A 16625-nucleotide genomic window follows, 5' to 3' on the forward strand; every position below is an offset into this window, starting at 1 on the left:
AAAAATTTTCATCGTGAAACCTTCTTAAAAACAGATCCACACCAAAGAGAGCTTACATACTTGTGAAAGTGGAACAGGTTTCTCTTTTAAAGGAGACTAAAAGCCGGCTCATTTCAAATTACTTGAATATTTTATCAAAATAATTTTTATTTTTAGAATATTTTATGTTAAATTAAAACAAGGAAAGCATGTATGATTTTAATGCTCTCCTCATAATAAATGTGAAAATGCACGTGCTAAGTATTCTTTCCCGTATTCAGCTAGAGATTTAGGCCGAAGATGCTCTCTGTTCAATAAAATAGACCGCTCTAGATCCTCTTGAATGCTTTTGTCCAACTGCTCAATAATGACCGGATCTTCTATGAGTACATTGATCTCATCGTTAATAAGCAGGCTGCGCCGATCAAAGTTGGTCGTGCCAATGTCACAAAGACGGCGGTCAATCATATAGGCCTTAGCGTGGTAAAACCCATGCTCCAGCTGATAAACAGAAGCCCCATGGTCAATTAATTGGCGCAAATAACGATAGGAGGCCGGCTTCACAAACGGATGGTCAGGTGTACCAGGCACAAGCAGTGTTAAACTAATTCCTTCTTCCAAACGACGAAGCAAACAAGAAAATAAAGAGTTTGTCGGGATGAAATAAGGTGACCCGATAAAGATTGAATGCTCCGCTTTATCAAATAAATCGATCATAAAATCTTCAAGCTTTACTGATGATGAAGGAACAATGCGATGACGAGTTTCTCCAACTGGATACGAAGGACTGGCGGCTTCTAACGGGGATGTATTCTTCACATCCCGCTTCCAATCCACTTCAAATTCTTTCAGCGCATCCTGAACACTTTCACCAATTATACGGAGGTGATAGTCTCTCCATGGTGTGAGAACAGGATGAAGATGTACATATTCTCGACCGATATTAAACCCGCCAATATAGGCGATTGATCCATCAATTACAGCAATTTTACGATGGTTGCGTCGCTGTAAATTGAAAAAAGAACCGCGAAAGATCAGCGGTCTGCTCATCGCTATAGCAATGCCTTCATTTTGCAAAGGCTTTATCCATTTTTTCATTTTGCGGCTACCTAATGCGTCCATCATTAATCGCACCTGAACACCGTTTTTCGCCTTGTGCTTTAGCAGCTCCAAAAGCTTGCGTCCTACATCATCAGGCTCTACGATATAAAACAAAATACAGATCGAAGAGGAGGCCTTTTCACAATCTTCTTGCAGCACCTTCATCCAATCCATCCCATCATCATAAAATTGAATATTTCCATGACGAATTGGGTACATAGAGGGGTGGCATTTTTTATTGATAGAAGAGAGTCCAATCAGCCAGTCTAGACGAAGCCAAAGCGCAAGTAAAAATAAAATTCCGGCCATCACCATTATTTCCATCCAAATCCCCCCTCTGTCAGTTCCTCTAGTATGTCCATTCTTATAAAATCCATTGGATAAAGTGACGAAAATCCATGAAAAACGATTGACTGAATGCTCATTCATTATATAATGGAGGTAGGAATTCAGAATATTTCTTGTTTTAACGACAACAAAGGAGGAGGAGTGCAACAATCATGGGGAACACATTACTGATAATCAACTGGATTGCGTTCTTTCTTGTAACCGCTTACGCAATATGGTTGTTTGGCTATTTAATTAAAACGCGTATGGATTTTATCAAGCTTGGAAAAAAGACTGAGTTTGATAACAACGTAAAAGAGCGAATGAAAAAAATTATGGTCCAAGTATTTGGACAAAAGAAGCTGCTGAAGGATAAAAAAAGCGGTATGATTCACGTAATGTTCTTTTATGGTTTTCTTCTCGTTCAATTGGGGGCAATTGATTTTATTTACAAGGGATTAGTGCCGGGAGCGCATTTGCCGCTGGGTCCGTTGTATCCAATCTTTACCTTCTTCCAAGAGATCGTTACATTGGTCATTTTAGCAGCGGTAGTATGGGCCTTTCATAGAAGATATGTCGAAAAGCTTGTTCGTTTAAAGCGAGGATTTAAATCCGGCTTAGTGCTTATTTTTATTGGTGGGCTCATGCTTTCCGTGCTGGTGGGAAATGGTGCAGGACTCGTTTGGTTTAACCATGATCTGACATTATCGGAACCAGTGGCCTCTGCCGTCGCGTTTGCAACAGGATGGATGGGTGAAACCGCAGCGGTAGCTCTATTTTATTTAGCCTGGTGGGCACACTTGCTGTTCTTGCTTGCATTTTTAGTGTATGTGCCGCAGTCGAAGCACGCGCATTTGATTGCAGGACCGGTAAATGTTTATTTTAATCGAATCGACAATCCTGGCAAGCTGCGCAAAATTAATTTCGAAGATGAAACACAAGAATCATTTGGAGTCGGCAAAATTCAGGATTTCACACAGCTTCAGCTAATTGATCTATATGCCTGCGTAGAATGCGGGCGTTGTACGAATATGTGTCCCGCCACGGGAACGGGCAAAATGCTTTCACCGATGGATCTGATTACGAAGCTTCGTGATCATTTAACCTTTACAGGAGCAGCAGTCACTTCTCAAAGTCCTTGGGTGCCCGTTCCTGCATTTTCAAATGCAAAAGGGAATCAGATTGCGGCTGCGGCCATGAATGGCGGACAGGAAGCAGCGATTGATATGTATCATCCAAGCTTAATCGGCGATGTGATCACAGAAGAAGAGATTTGGGCATGTACAACATGCCGCAACTGTGAAGACCAATGTCCGGTTATGAATGAGCACGTAGATAAAATTATCGACCTTCGCCGTTATCTAGTTTTGACAGAAGGGAAAATGGAGCCGGATGCACAGCGTGCAATGCAAAACATTGAGCGTCAAGGAAATCCTTGGGGACTAAACCGAAAGGAACGTGAAAACTGGCGTGAAGCGCGCGAGGATGTGGTCGTACCGACGGTTAAAGAAATGAACAAAGCTGGAGAAGAGTTTGAATACTTGTTCTGGGTAGGCTCAATGGGTTCATTTGATAACCGCAGTCAAAAGATCGCACTATCCTTTGCCAAGCTCATGAATGAAGCGGGCGTTAAATTCGCGATTCTTGGCAATAAAGAGAAAAATTCTGGGGATACGCCAAGACGACTGGGAAATGAATTTTTATTCCAGGAGCTTGCGACTCAAAATATAGCCGAGTTTGAAAAGAACGGCGTGAAGAAAATCATTACGATTGATCCTCATGCATACAATATCTTTAAAAATGAGTATCCTGACTTCGGGTTAAAAGCTGAAGTTTACCATCATACAGAAATTCTGGCGATGCTTTTAGAAAAAGGACGATTAAATCCGATGCATGAAGTAAATGAGAAGATTACCTTCCATGATTCATGCTATCTAGGGAGATACAATGAAGTGTATGATCCGCCGCGTGAAATCCTCAAATCAATTCCGGGTGTTACGCTTATTGAAATGGAGCGTAATCGTGAAAACGGTATGTGCTGTGGAGCTGGAGGAGGATTAATGTGGATGGAAGAGGATAAAGGCCACCGCGTCAACGTAGCGAGAACAGAACAGGCGCTTGCTGTCGGCCCTTCTGTCATTAGCTCAGGCTGTCCATACTGTCTGACCATGCTATCCGATGGAACAAAAGCAAAAGAGGTTGAAGAAACGGTGGGCACATATGATGTCGCAGAGCTTCTTGAACTTAGCGTGATCGGCAAGGCGAGAGAGCAAGTAATCGCATAAAAAAGCACTATGGGGTTAAGCAGATTCGTAAATAAAATTCTGCTTAACCCCCTTGTCGCATATTTGTGTAATCGCTTACAATGGAAATGACAGGGACTTCTCTTGTCCCTTTTCTATTGGAAAGCCATTGAGCGAGCGTTCAGTCGGATAGCATTCGAACGAATAAATAACAACAAAGGGGAGAGAGTATCTTGGTTAAAACAGTCATTATAAATGGGGCGCGCACACCTTTTGGGAAATTTGGAGGGGCTTTATCGTCGTTTACTGCTGCAGACCTTGGGGGCTTTGCTATTAAGGAGGCCATAACACGTGCGAACATTCAGGCAGAGGATATTGATGAAGTCATTATGGGGACAGTTCTTCAAGGGGGGCAGGGACAAATCCCTTCCAGGCAAGCAGCTAGAAAAGCCGGGATACCATGGGAGGTAAAGACGGAAACCATTAATAAAGTCTGTGCTTCAGGCATGAGAAGCGTCACATTGGGAGATCAGCTTATTCGATTAGGAGATGAATCCGTCATCATCGCTGGAGGAATGGAATCCATGTCCAACGCACCCTATTTTATAGACAAAGCACGCTCAGGTCTTCGAATGGGAGATGCGGTGATTAAAGACATGATGGTTCATGATGGGCTGACCTGCTGCTTTGAGGGCGTGCATATGGGGACTTACGGCAATTCAACGGCAGAGGAGTTTTCATTAACGAGAGAAGCACAGGACAAATGGGCATATAGAAGTCACCAGTATGCGGTAAAAGCGATGGAAGAAGAGAAATTGAAGGAAGAGATTGTCGCGGTCGAAGTGCCGCAGCGCAAAAAAGATCCGATCATCGTGGAACAGGATGAAGCACCGCGCAAGGATACATCTGTTGAAAAGCTTTCTGTATTGCATCCAGCATTTGATAAAGACGGCACGATTACAGCAGGGAATGCACCTGGAGTTAACGACGGCGCATGCGCAATGGTGCTGATGAGTGACGAACGGGCAGAGCAAGAGGGACGCACGCCACTCGCTACCATCCTTGCACACGCAGAAGTGGCGACAGAAGCAAAGGACTTCCCGCAAACGCCGGGATTAGTGATTAACAAGCTATTAAATAAAACGGGGAAATCGCTTGAAGAGATCGACCTTTTTGAAATCAATGAAGCCTTCTCAGCTGTGGCACTTGCGAGCTCCAAAATTGCGAATCTGGATGAGTCCAAGGTGAATGTCAACGGGGGAGCAGTTGCGTTAGGCCACCCGATTGGAGCGAGCGGTGCACGAATCATTTTAACCCTTGCTTATGAGTTGAAGCGTCGAGGCGGAGGGATTGGGATTGCAGCCATTTGCAGCGGAACGGGTCAAGGGGATGCGGTCATGATCGAAGTAAAATAGCGAAACCGGGAGGGAAAGCAATGAAGATACAAAAGGTGATGGTCATTGGAGCAGGACAAATGGGCGGCGGTATTGCCCAGATCTGTGCACAGGCAGGCTATGATGTACTGCTGAATGATCTGCAGGAAGATTCACTTGACCGGGGACTCACAGTAATGGAAAAAAACCTCTCTCGTCAGGTGGGAAAAGGAAAATTAACAACTGAAGAAAAAGAAGCTGCTTTAAATAGGATCATCCGCTCTACCAATCTTGACGATGCATCAGGTGCAGACATAGTTATAGAAGCAGCAGTAGAAAATATGACGGTCAAAACAGAGATTTTTAAAAAGCTTGATAAATTTGCACCCGCTCATGCTATTTTGGCAACCAACACATCATCACTGCCGATCACTGAGATTGCAGCCGCGACAAAACGCCCTGAAAAAGTGATTGGCATGCACTTTATGAACCCGGTTCCCGTGATGAAACTGGTAGAAATTATTCGCGGGCTCGCCACAACGAACGAGGTCTATACAAGAGTCGAAGAAATGACAAAATCGTTGAATAAGACACCGGTTGAAGTGAATGATTTTCCAGGCTTCGTATCCAATCGAGTCCTGATGCCCATGATCAATGAGGCCATTTATACGCTTTTTGAGGGCGTAGCATCCAAAGAAGCGATAGACGATGTAATGAAGCTCGGTATGAACCATCCACTGGGGCCTCTTGAGCTCGCTGATTTTATCGGACTTGATACATGTTTGTCCATTATGGAAATTTTGCATGAAGGCTTTGGTGACAGCAAATACCGTCCGTGTCCATTGCTGAGGAAATATGTAAAAGCAGGCTGGCTTGGGAAGAAGACTGGACGGGGCTTCTACATATACGAATAACAACCTTGGGGGGAGCATCAGATGGAATTACGCTTCACGGAAGAACAAGAAATGATGAGAAAAATGGTCCGTGACTTTGCGAAAGAAGAAGTGGCTCCCTTTATTGAACGAATGGAACAGGGAGAGTTCCCTCGGGAAATCATTCGAAAAATGGCTGCTCACGGTCTTCTTGGGATCTCGGTACCGGAGAAATACGGCGGATCAGAAATGGATTATACCTCCTATATCATTGCTGTGCATGAACTATCGAAGGTGAGTGCGGTGATCGGGGTGATCTTGTCGGTTCACACCTCGGTTGGGACGAACCCGATTCTTTATTTTGGTACGGAAGAGCAAAAACAGCGCTATGTCACGAAGCTTGCGAAGGGTGAATACCTGGGGGCTTTTTGTCTGACGGAACCAGGAGCAGGATCAGATGCGGCCAGCATGAAAAGCCGTGCGGTAAAAAAGGGAGACTATTACATTCTCAACGGCTCGAAGATGTTTATTACAAATGGAGGAGAAGCGGATACGTATATTGTTTTTGCTTCTACTAACCCAACTGCCGGTACGAGGGGGGTTTCCGCTTTTATTGTGGAAAAAGGCACTCAAGGTCTCGTGATCGGAAAAGACGAAGAAAAAATGGGCTTGCACGGTTCTAGAACGGTTCAGCTAACCTTTGACAATATGAAGATTCCGACAGAAAACCTGCTTGGAAAAGAGGGAGAAGGCTTTAAAATTGCCCTCGCCAATCTAGACACAGGACGCATCGGCATTGCTGCTCAATCGCTTGGCATTGCTGAAGCAGCATATGAATATGCGGTTGGCTATGCGAAAGAACGCACGCAGTTTGGAAAGCCTATTTCCATGCAGCAGGGAATCGGTTTTAAGATTGCCGATATGGCAACAGCAGCAGAAGCGGCGCGTCTTTTAGTCTATCAAGCTGCTTATTTGCATTCACAAGGAACGCCTTGCGGAAAGGAAGCATCCATGGCGAAGCTCTTTGCTTCTACTGCTGCCATGAACAATGCCATTGAAGCCGTTCAAGTTTTTGGAGGAAATGGCTACACAGAAGACTATCCAGTCGAACGCTTATTCCGTGATGCGAAAATATGTGAAATTTATGAAGGAACAAGTGAAATTCAGCGAATTGTTATTAGTAAGCATGTAACGCGTTAATTCAAGGTCAACGACACGATTACAAATTTTTTGGAATGAGATACGGGGGAATAAAAATGAATTTTCAACTGACAGAAGAGCATGAAATGATTCGGAAAATGGTCCGTGATTTTGCAGAAAAAGAAGTGGCGCCGACTGCGGCAGAGAGAGATGAAGAGGAGCGCTTTGATCGCGGGATTTTCACGAAAATGGCGGAGCTGGGATTGGCCGGAATTCCCTGGCCGGAAGAATACGGGGGAATCGGCAGTGATTATTTAGCGTATGTTATCGCAGTGGAGGAGTTATCACGTGTATGTGCTTCAACAGGAGTTACGCTCTCAGCACATTTATCATTGGCCAGCTGGCCTATTTATAAATTTGGATCAGAAGAGCAAAAGCAGCACTATCTTCGTGCGCTGGCTCAGGGTGAAATGCTTGGGGCATATGGTCTGTCAGAACCGGGCGCAGGATCTGACGTATCTTCCATGAAAACACGTGCGGTGAAAAAGGATGACCACTATTTATTGAATGGATCCAAGGTGTGGATTACAAATGGCGGCGCTGCTGATTTGTACATTATTTTTGCAGTGACAGATGCCGAGCAGGGGACGCGAGGAATCAGCGCGTTCATTGTTGAAAAGGGCTGGGATGGCTTTTCCGTCGGGAAGAAAGAGAAAAAGCTTGGGATACGCTCATCCCCAACTACAGAATTAATCTTTGAAAATGTCAAAGTCCCGCTTAAAAATCTTCTCGGAGAAGAAGGACAGGGCTTTAAAATTGCCATGATGACCCTGGACGGCGGACGCAACGGAATTGCAGCGCAAGCAGTTGGAATTGCACAAGGAGCAATGGATGCAGCAATTGAATATGCAAAGGGAAGAGAGCAGTTCGGGAAAACGATCTTAGCGAATCAAGGTGTGTCCTTTAAAATTGCGGACATGGCGACGGGCATTGAAGCTTCTCGTCTATTAACCTATCAGGCTGCATGGCTTGAATCAGAAGGACTTCCATATGGAAAAGAATCTGCCATGTCAAAGCTGCTTGCGGGGGACACGGCGATGAAGGTTACAGTAGAGGCGGTTCAAATTTTTGGCGGATACGGATATACGAAGGATTATCCGGTGGAGCGTTTTATGCGTGATGCAAAAATCACGCAGATTTACGAAGGAACACAGGAAATTCAGCGCCTGGTCATTGGTAGAATGGTCACGAAGTAAGCAATCTTAATTGGAAGGCGGCTGATGCATTTGGACAAACGGCGAGAGGTCCAATCGTCAGTAAAGGATGAACGATTGGTTGAAATGCGTCGAGATCAAATGATTCGTGGAGCTGTGTCGCTTTTTAAACAAAAGGGATTCCACCGGACGACGACAAGAGAGATCGCTCGAGCCTCGGGATTCAGCATCGGCACACTTTATGAATACATTCGTACAAAGGAAGATGTGCTTTATTTAGTTTGCGACCGGATTTATGACGAGGTTCGCGGCCAGCTTCAGGGAGTGGACTTAAGCGGAGGAGCTATTCACAACCTGACTGTTGGGATTGCTCACTATTTCAAGGTCGTGGATGAAATGCAGGATGAGGTACTGGTGATGTATCAGGAAGCAAAATCCTTATCTAAGGATGCACTGCCGTATGTGCTGAAAAAAGAGCTTGAGATGGTTAAAATGTTTGAAACACTAATCTGTCAATGTGTGGAACAAGGGGAGCTTCACATGGACGAAAGTCAAATTCACCTTCTCGCACAAAATATTTTTGTGCAGGGACAAATGTGGGGATTTAGACGATGGGCTTTGCAGAAAACGTATACGATTGATGAATATATTGTGCGGCAAACGGAATTGCTGTTCCAGGGAATAAAGGGATATTATACGGTCAAATAAAAGGGGGAATAAAAAATGGATGTGAGTGCACCAATTTACAGACCAACGCAGCATGTGCGATTTGTCACGGCTTCTAGTCTTTTTGATGGGCATGATGCATCAATTAACATCATGAGGAGAATTCTGCAAGCGAGCGGAGCCGAGGTGATTCACCTCGGCCATAACCGCTCAGTGGAAGAAGTGGTGAATGCTGCGATTCAGGAGGATGTTCAAGGCATCGCGATCTCTTCCTATCAAGGCGGACACGTAGAGTATTTTAAATACATGTACGATCTGTTAAAGGAAAGAGGAGCCCCTCATATACGCCTTTATGGAGGAGGGGGAGGGGTAATTATTCCTCGTGAGATAAAAGAGCTTCACGATTACGGAATTGCCCGTATTTTCTCTCCTGAAGACGGCCGTTTGAACGGTCTTCAGGGGATGATCAACCAAATGCTTCAGGAATGCGATTTCCAAACCGTTGAGAAATCGATGACAGCTCAGCTCAAAGAGTTGAAGGATGGCAAGACGACTGTGGTCTCTAAGTTCATTTCACTGGCTGAATATAGAATGAACGCAGATGACAGCGACCAAGAAGTATGGGAAAACATCATGAATGATGTAAAGAATATCGGAGGCACAGCGCCGGTGATCGGAATCACCGGTACCGGTGGAGCAGGAAAAAGCTCGCTTACGGACGAATTGATTCGGCGTTTTATTAATGAAATACCGGATAAAAAAGTCGCCATTCTTTCCATTGACCCAACGAAGCAAAAAACAGGCGGCGCTTTGCTGGGAGACCGGATACGGATGAATGCGATTTTCTCGGACAGGGTCTATATGAGAAGCCTGGCCACACGAGGATCAAAAAGTGAGCTTTCTTTTGCAATAAGAGATGCGATTGCCGTCGTCAGGGCTGCTCAATTTGAATTAATTATTGTTGAGACAAGCGGAATTGGCCAGGGCGACGCGGAAATTGCTGAAATCGCCGATGTCTCCATGTATGTCATGACAAGCGAATTTGGTGCCCCATCCCAACTTGAGAAAATTGATATGATTGATTACGCAGACTTAATTGTCATAAATAAGTTTGAACGAAAGGGCTCTGAGGATGCAAGGCGGCAAGTGCAAAAGCAATATCAGCGAAGCCATATGCTATTTGACCGCGATTTGGATGATATGCCTGTTTTCGGAACGATTGCCTCTCAGTTCAATGATGCAGGAACGAATGCTCTTTTTGCAGCGCTGATCAAGGTGATAAACGAAAAGACACAGCTTCATTGGGCAACTGCTTTTTCGACCAAAGCAGAGGTTGAAAAGCAAAATGTCATTATCCCGAATGATCGGCGCTACTATCTGCGTGAAATTTCAGAAGCCGTCAGACGCTATCATTCACAGGGTGAACAGCAGGTTAAGCTTGCCCGCCGGCTGTTCCAGCTTGAAGGTTCAATTGAAGCGCTCAAGGAACAAGGGGATGAAGACTCGACTAAACCTTTGACACTTCTAAAAGATAAAGTGCTCGAGCAGCTGACACCTGAAACGAAAAAAGTGCTTAATGAATGGGCAGCAAAAAAAGAGCTATATGAAAAAGATAAATTCACGAGCAGTGTTAGAGGAAAAGAAATGGTGACAGAATTAACGACAAAAAGTCTGTCAGGTCTTTCGCTTCCAAAAGTGGCGCTTCCAAAATATGCGGACTACGGTGAAATCATGAGATGGGTGTTAAAAGAGAATGTTCCGGGCTCATTTCCATTTACAGCAGGTGTTTTTCCATTTAAACGGTCTGGAGAGGATCCAAAACGCCAATTTGCAGGAGAAGGAACACCAGAACGCACGAACCGCCGTTTTCATTACCTGTCAAAGGACGACGATGCGAAACGTTTAAGCACAGCCTTCGATTCAGTTACTTTGTACGGGGAGGATCCGGATTATCGTCCTGATATTTATGGCAAGGTCGGCGAAAGCGGGGTCAGCATATGTACGCTTGATGATATGAAAAAGCTGTATGACGGCTTCGATCTTTGTGCACCTTCAACCTCTGTTTCGATGACCATTAATGGACCTGCACCGATTATTTTAGCCATGTTTATGAACACGGCCATCGACCAGCAGGTGAAGCGCAAAGAAGAAGAGCTGGGGCGGCTCTTATCGGTGGAAGAGTTTTCGAATGTTCGAGAAAAGACACTGCAAGTCGTGCGGGGGACGGTCCAAGCGGATATTTTAAAAGAAGATCAAGGTCAAAATACATGCATCTTCTCAACCGAGTTTGCTCTTCGGATGATGGGGGATATTCAGCAATATTTTATTGACCATAAAGTACGAAACTATTACTCTGTATCCATTTCAGGCTATCATATTGCGGAAGCGGGTGCTAATCCGGTTTCCCAGCTGGCATTCACACTGGCGAATGGCTTTACGTATGTAGAATATTATTTAAGCAGAGGAATGGAGATCGACTCTTTTGCACCGAATCTGTCATTCTTCTTTTCAAACGGGTTGGATCCTGAGTATACCGTGATAGGAAGAGTAGCACGCCGCATCTGGGCGATCGTGATGAGGGATAAATATGGAGCAAATGAACGCAGTCAAAAGCTGAAATATCACGTCCAGACGTCAGGACGCTCATTGCATGCACAGGAAATTGATTTTAATGATATTCGTACAACCCTGCAGGCATTGATGGCTCTGCAGGATAACTGTAATTCTTTGCATACAAACGCCTATGATGAAGCCATTACAACACCAACAGAGGATTCAGTAAGACGGGCGATGGCGATTCAAATGATTATTACACAAGAACACGGCTTAAGTAAAAATGAAAACCCTCTCCAGGGCTCCTTTATCGTAGAAGAGCTGACGGATCTTGTGGAAGAAATGGTGCTGCAGGAATTTGAGCGCATCAATGATCGCGGCGGGGTGCTGGGAGCGATGGAAACACAGTATCAGCGAGGAAAAATACAAGAAGAATCCATGTATTATGAAATGAAAAAACATACAGGAGAGCTGCCAATTATCGGAGTGAACACCTATTTAAATCCCAATCCTCCTTCCGAAGATGACGTGAACAGCATGGAATTAGCGCGTGCGACGACAGAAGAGAAGGAAACGCAAATCAACAACCTCCGGACGTTCCATGCTTCGCGCCAAAATGATTTGGCTGAAGCACTTGCCAGATTAAAAGAAACGGCTGTTTCAGGGGGCAACCTTTTTGCTGAACTGATGGAAACGGTTCAGGTGGCAAGTCTAGGGCAAATTACACATGCTTTATACGAAGTGGGTGGACAATACCGCCGGAATATGTAAAAATATGCCTTGGTGCAGGAGGTATTCTGCCCCAGGCTTTTTCATTTAAGCTATAATATGGTTGAATAAGAAGCGGATTGCATTCGATTGACATTTTACAGGCTGGGGTGTGTGCCAATGGTTAAAACATTTATTACATACGGAACGTTAATCATCCTTATTGCTCTCGTCTTTTATTTATATAACCGTATGCTTGGCTCCATCCCTTTGTTAATCTGTTCATTCGTGCTATATTACCTGGCTTATATCGAAGCGAAAAAAGATCGAATTAAGAGAAAAAAAGAGTCGAACGATTAATTCGAGTTTTCAAGTGAGAAGATGTGGCATAAAGGCCATTAGTTTGGTTATAATGAATATTATGCTTTCACGCAAAAGAGAGATTCTCTTTTTTTTGAAGTATGAAGGAATATCCTATTGAAATTGGGAATGGTCTAGCTTTGGCAGCTGAGCAAGCTGTCTATGCTTTTCAGAAAGGAAGTGCACATAGTGGAACTTAAGAACCTATCAAAAGAAGAACTACGTGAATATTCGTTTATTGAGATTACGCACTATTTACTTGTTGATCGTCATGAGCCGATGACATTTGAACAAATGCTGGAAGAGTGGAAAACACTTCTAGGCTTTACAGATAAAGAAGTTAAAGCTCGTATGGTTCAATTTTATACAGATTTAAATATGGACGGACGTTTTATCGCATTAGGTGAAAATCGTTGGGGGCTGCGTACCTGGTACCCGCTTGATCAAGCTGAAGATGAACATATTACAAGTGCGATTAAAGCGAAAAAGAAAAAGAAAAAAGTACTTGCTGATGATCTTGATTATGACGATCTTGATGATGATGAGGATCTTGAATTCGATGAGCTGGACGAAGATCTTGTCGATGAAGACGATGATGAGGACAACGATGAAGATTTCGATGAGGATTTAATCGAAGAAGATGAGTTCGATTTGGACGAAGATGATGATGAGGATGAAGATGAGGACGACCTGGACAACGACAAGGACGACCTTAAATAACTCTTTTTTCGACAAAAACCTGCTTGACATCTATTCAAATGATGGTAGTATTTTATCTGGGCTCCTTGAAAAAGGAACAATCGCAGATATTCGCGCTCCCTTGCGTTTTTAAACGTAGGAGGGGGCGCTTTTTGTTTTTTTCAGGAATTATTTTTAGTTTGTGAAAGGATTTTTTCATCCATAAGAGAGAATTTTTTTACATGCGTGCAACGCACACCTGAACACCCTGAATTCGAATAGAACGGTTAAATATCCCTTCCTATTCAAACAATAGAACGTGCACAGAGTCGAAAGGAGAAATCAGCATGACAAAGTATATTTTCGTAACAGGCGGCGTTGTTTCCTCACTTGGAAAAGGAATTACAGCAGCTTCCCTTGGAAGACTTCTAAAAAACAGAGGATTAAAGGTGACAATCCAAAAATTTGACCCATATATTAACGTGGATCCGGGGACAATGAGTCCTTATCAGCACGGGGAAGTATTTGTAACCGATGATGGCGCTGAAACCGACTTGGATCTTGGTCACTATGAGCGATTTATCGACATCAACCTTAATAAATACAGCAATGTAACAACGGGTAAGATTTACTCGACTGTGTTGAAAAAAGAGCGCCGAGGCGACTACTTAGGTGGAACTGTTCAGGTCATTCCACATATTACAAATGAACTAAAAGAGCGTGTTTTCAGAGCGGGTCGTGAAACGAACGCAGATATCGTCATTACAGAAATTGGCGGAACGGTTGGAGATATCGAATCTCTGCCATTCTTAGAAGCCATTCGTCAAATCAAGGGCGATGTTGGCAGTGACAATGTGATGTATATTCACTGTACGCTTGTACCTTATATCAAAGCGGCAGGGGAAATGAAAACAAAGCCAACTCAGCACAGCGTGAAAGAGCTGCGCAGTCTTGGTATTCAGCCAAATATCATTGTTGTGCGTACTGAAATGCCAATTTCTCAAGATATGAAGGATAAGATTGCCTTGTTCTGTGATATTGACGAAGCTTCTGTTATTGAGGCGGCGGATGCAGATACATTGTACGCTGTTCCTTTAGCTCTTCAAGCGCAAAAAATGGACAGTATTGTCTGCAAACATTTAAAACTGGACGTGCCTGAGCCGGAAATGAATGAGTGGAATGCACTGGTTGACCGAGTTCGCAATCTGTCAGGCAAAACGAGAATTGCCCTTGTAGGCAAATACGTTGAACTTCAGGATGCTTATATTTCTGTTGTAGAATCGCTAAAGCATGCTGGTTATCAGTTTGATGTGGACGTAGAAGTAAAATGGCTGAATTCTGAGCTGCTGACAAAAGAGAATGTCGAGCAGGAGCTTAGCGATGTAGATGGTATTTTAGTTCCTGGAGGCTTCGGAGACCGTGGGATTGAAGGGAAAATTGAAGCAATCCGCTTTGCCCGTGAGACAAAAACACCATTCTTCGGAATTTGCCTTGGCATGCAGCTGGCATCAATCGAGTTTGCTCGCAATGTACTTGGTCTTGAAGGAGCTCATTCAGCAGAAATTATGCCTGCAACGCCATATCCTATCATTGACCTGCTGCCAGAACAAAAAGACATAGAAGACTTAGGTGGAACACTTCGCCTTGGCCTTTATCCATGTAAGCTAAATGACAATACAAAAGCGATAGAAGCATATGGTGATGAAGTCGTATATGAGCGTCACCGTCACAGATATGAATTTAATAACCAGTACCGTGAGCAAATGGAAGAGGCAGGATTCCTATTCTCTGGAACAAGCCCGGATGGCCGTCTTGTGGAAATTATTGAACTAGCTGACCACCCTTGGTTTGTGGCATCTCAGTTCCATCCTGAATTCACATCACGTCCAACTCGTCCGCAGCCATTGTTCCGTGACTTTATTAAGGCGACCGTGCAGAAGTAAAAATTATTGCGATAGTTGTAATAATATGAAATATTCTGTGAAAAGCTATTGACTTTTGCTATGTGACGAAGTACCATAACAAGCAATAGCAATTTAAACGTTCGGCAACCATGTATCTTAAACTAAATAAGCTACTTATAAAGAGTAGGCTGAGGGACTGGCCCTATGAAGCCCGGCAACCTGCCGCATATTTGCGGTAAGGTGCTAATTCCTGCAGGATGGTAATCCTGAGAGATACGAGAAACCCCTCTTTTCCCTTAGGTGAAGAGGGGTTTTTTAATGGATTTGTCACGACGGATGGATTGTTAAAATAGGTAAAGAAAAGAAGGAGAATGAAGAATGGGGACAAAAAGAAATAGCTGGATCTTAGCACTTATTCTATTGTTAACATTAGCTTTGGCGGCATGCCAGCCTCAAGGAGAAACAGGGGAAGAGGCAGAAGCAGAAGATACCGATGCAGCGTCAACAGCAGCAGAAACAGAAGAAGCGGATCATCCTCTTGCAGGAAAGAAAGTTGCCTTGATTATGCAAATCAATTTAGGGACTTTTTCGGCACAATACATTGCGGGTGTTGAAGAGCAAGTGGAGAAGTTTGGCGGACAAACACAAGTCTTCACATCAGACGGTGACCTGGCTAAAATGGCATCCAATATTGATGCAGCCATTAACCAGCAGTTTGATGCGATTCTCATTGACCATGGTACGAAAGAAGCACTTCAGGATGGAGTAAATCGTGCGGTTGAAGCGGGAATTGCCGTAGTAGCATTTGATGCAGATCTTGAAGGCATTACGGTCCTCGAACAAGGTGACCAGGACATGGCTAATATGACGCTTGGTCGATTGGCAGAGGATTTTGATGGAGAAGCAAATATCGTGAAAATCTGGGTAGCAGGCTTTGCTCCAATGGAGCGCCGTCAAATTGCATATCAGCAATTTTTGCAGGATAACCCAGGAATCAATGAAGTAGCTGCGTTTGGAGCAGCAACTCAAAATACTGCCCTTGATACACAAGCACAGGTTGAAGCGGTTCTTAAGCAATATCCGAATGAAGGAGATATTGACGCAATTTGGGCATCATGGGATGAATTTGCAAAAGGTGCTGTTCGTGCGCTAGAACAGGCAGGACGTACAGATATCAAGGTATATGGGATTGATATGAGTGATGAAGACCTTCAAATGATGCAGCAGGAGAACAGCCCTTGGGTAGCATCAGCTGCTGTTGATCCAACTGATATTGGACGTATTCAAGTACGTTATGCTTACCAGCAGCTAAACGAAGAGGGATCAGTAGAACGCGTGCTGCTGGAGCCGGTATTTGTTGAAAAAGAGGCACTTCCAGATGAACAAATTACGACAGAGCAGCTAAGCGAATATGTCGATGGCTGGGGTGCAAGTGATCAAGGCTATACTGAAGCATTACAGGAGCTAGAAGCAGCATTTAACTAACTCTTTAGAACCAAAATGGAAG

At 44.0% G+C, this 16625-nt stretch carries 12 protein-coding genes and 1 riboswitch; of the genes, 11 read left to right on the forward strand and 1 reads right to left on the reverse strand.

Annotated features, from left to right (window positions below):
• Positions 1-210: 210 nt before the first annotated feature.
• Entirely contained in the window at positions 211-1404 is a 1194-nt protein-coding gene (locus KP78_RS05620; RefSeq protein WP_041086952.1) for a phospholipase D-like domain-containing protein, read from the reverse strand.
• Between the two features lie 176 nt (positions 1405-1580).
• Here KP78_RS05620 and KP78_RS05625 point away from each other — a divergent pair, with 176 nt between their 5' ends.
• The 11 genes from KP78_RS05625 to KP78_RS05675 all read left to right on the forward strand — a co-directional run bounded on the left by KP78_RS05625 (position 1581) and on the right by KP78_RS05675 (position 16603).
• Positions 1581-3692 (forward strand): (Fe-S)-binding protein, encoded by a 2112-nt coding sequence (locus KP78_RS05625; RefSeq protein WP_041086953.1) that lies wholly within the window; start codon positions 1581-1583, stop codon positions 3690-3692.
• A 191-nt stretch (positions 3693-3883) separates the two neighbouring features.
• Complete coding sequence (locus tag KP78_RS05630; protein WP_041086954.1) at positions 3884-5065, forward strand: acetyl-CoA C-acetyltransferase; 1182 nt, start codon at positions 3884-3886, stop codon at positions 5063-5065.
• 20 nt (positions 5066-5085) lie between these two features.
• A complete protein-coding gene (locus KP78_RS05635) occupies positions 5086-5937 on the forward strand; it encodes a 3-hydroxybutyryl-CoA dehydrogenase (protein ID WP_041086955.1) in 852 nt (283 codons plus the stop codon).
• Between the two features lie 21 nt (positions 5938-5958).
• The gene (locus tag KP78_RS05640) at positions 5959-7095 is read left to right on the forward strand and encodes an acyl-CoA dehydrogenase (protein WP_041086956.1); all 1137 of its coding nucleotides are present in this window, start codon (positions 5959-5961) and stop codon (positions 7093-7095) included.
• Between the two features lie 56 nt (positions 7096-7151).
• Complete coding sequence (locus KP78_RS05645; RefSeq protein ID WP_041086957.1) at positions 7152-8291, forward strand: acyl-CoA dehydrogenase; 1140 nt, start codon at positions 7152-7154, stop codon at positions 8289-8291.
• 84 nt (positions 8292-8375) lie between these two features.
• On the forward strand, positions 8376-8957 hold the full coding sequence (locus tag KP78_RS05650; RefSeq protein WP_422723695.1) for a TetR/AcrR family transcriptional regulator: 582 nt from the start codon (positions 8376-8378) through the stop codon (positions 8955-8957).
• A gap of 15 nt (positions 8958-8972) precedes the next feature.
• On the forward strand, positions 8973-12239 hold the full coding sequence (icmF, locus tag KP78_RS05655; RefSeq protein WP_200889202.1) for a fused isobutyryl-CoA mutase/GTPase IcmF: 3267 nt from the start codon (positions 8973-8975) through the stop codon (positions 12237-12239).
• A 117-nt stretch (positions 12240-12356) separates the two neighbouring features.
• A complete protein-coding gene (locus KP78_RS05660) occupies positions 12357-12536 on the forward strand; it encodes a hypothetical protein (protein ID WP_041086959.1) in 180 nt (59 codons plus the stop codon).
• Positions 12537-12725: 189 nt separating this feature from the next.
• Positions 12726-13256: a DNA-directed RNA polymerase subunit delta gene (gene rpoE, locus KP78_RS05665; RefSeq protein ID WP_052474633.1), complete on the forward strand. Its 531-nt coding sequence runs from the start codon at positions 12726-12728 to the stop codon at positions 13254-13256.
• Between the two features lie 305 nt (positions 13257-13561).
• On the forward strand, positions 13562-15157 hold the full coding sequence (locus tag KP78_RS05670) for a CTP synthase (protein ID WP_041086961.1): 1596 nt from the start codon (positions 13562-13564) through the stop codon (positions 15155-15157).
• A 132-nt stretch (positions 15158-15289) separates the two neighbouring features.
• Positions 15290-15398: riboswitch (SAM riboswitch) on the forward strand.
• A gap of 98 nt (positions 15399-15496) precedes the next feature.
• Positions 15497-16603: a sugar ABC transporter substrate-binding protein gene (locus tag KP78_RS05675; protein ID WP_041086962.1), complete on the forward strand. Its 1107-nt coding sequence runs from the start codon at positions 15497-15499 to the stop codon at positions 16601-16603.
• Positions 16604-16625: the final 22 nt, after the last annotated feature.

It is taken from the genome of Jeotgalibacillus soli (assembly GCF_000829435.1).
In the GTDB taxonomy this organism is placed as follows: Bacteria; Bacillota; Bacilli; order Bacillales; family Jeotgalibacillaceae; genus Jeotgalibacillus; species Jeotgalibacillus soli.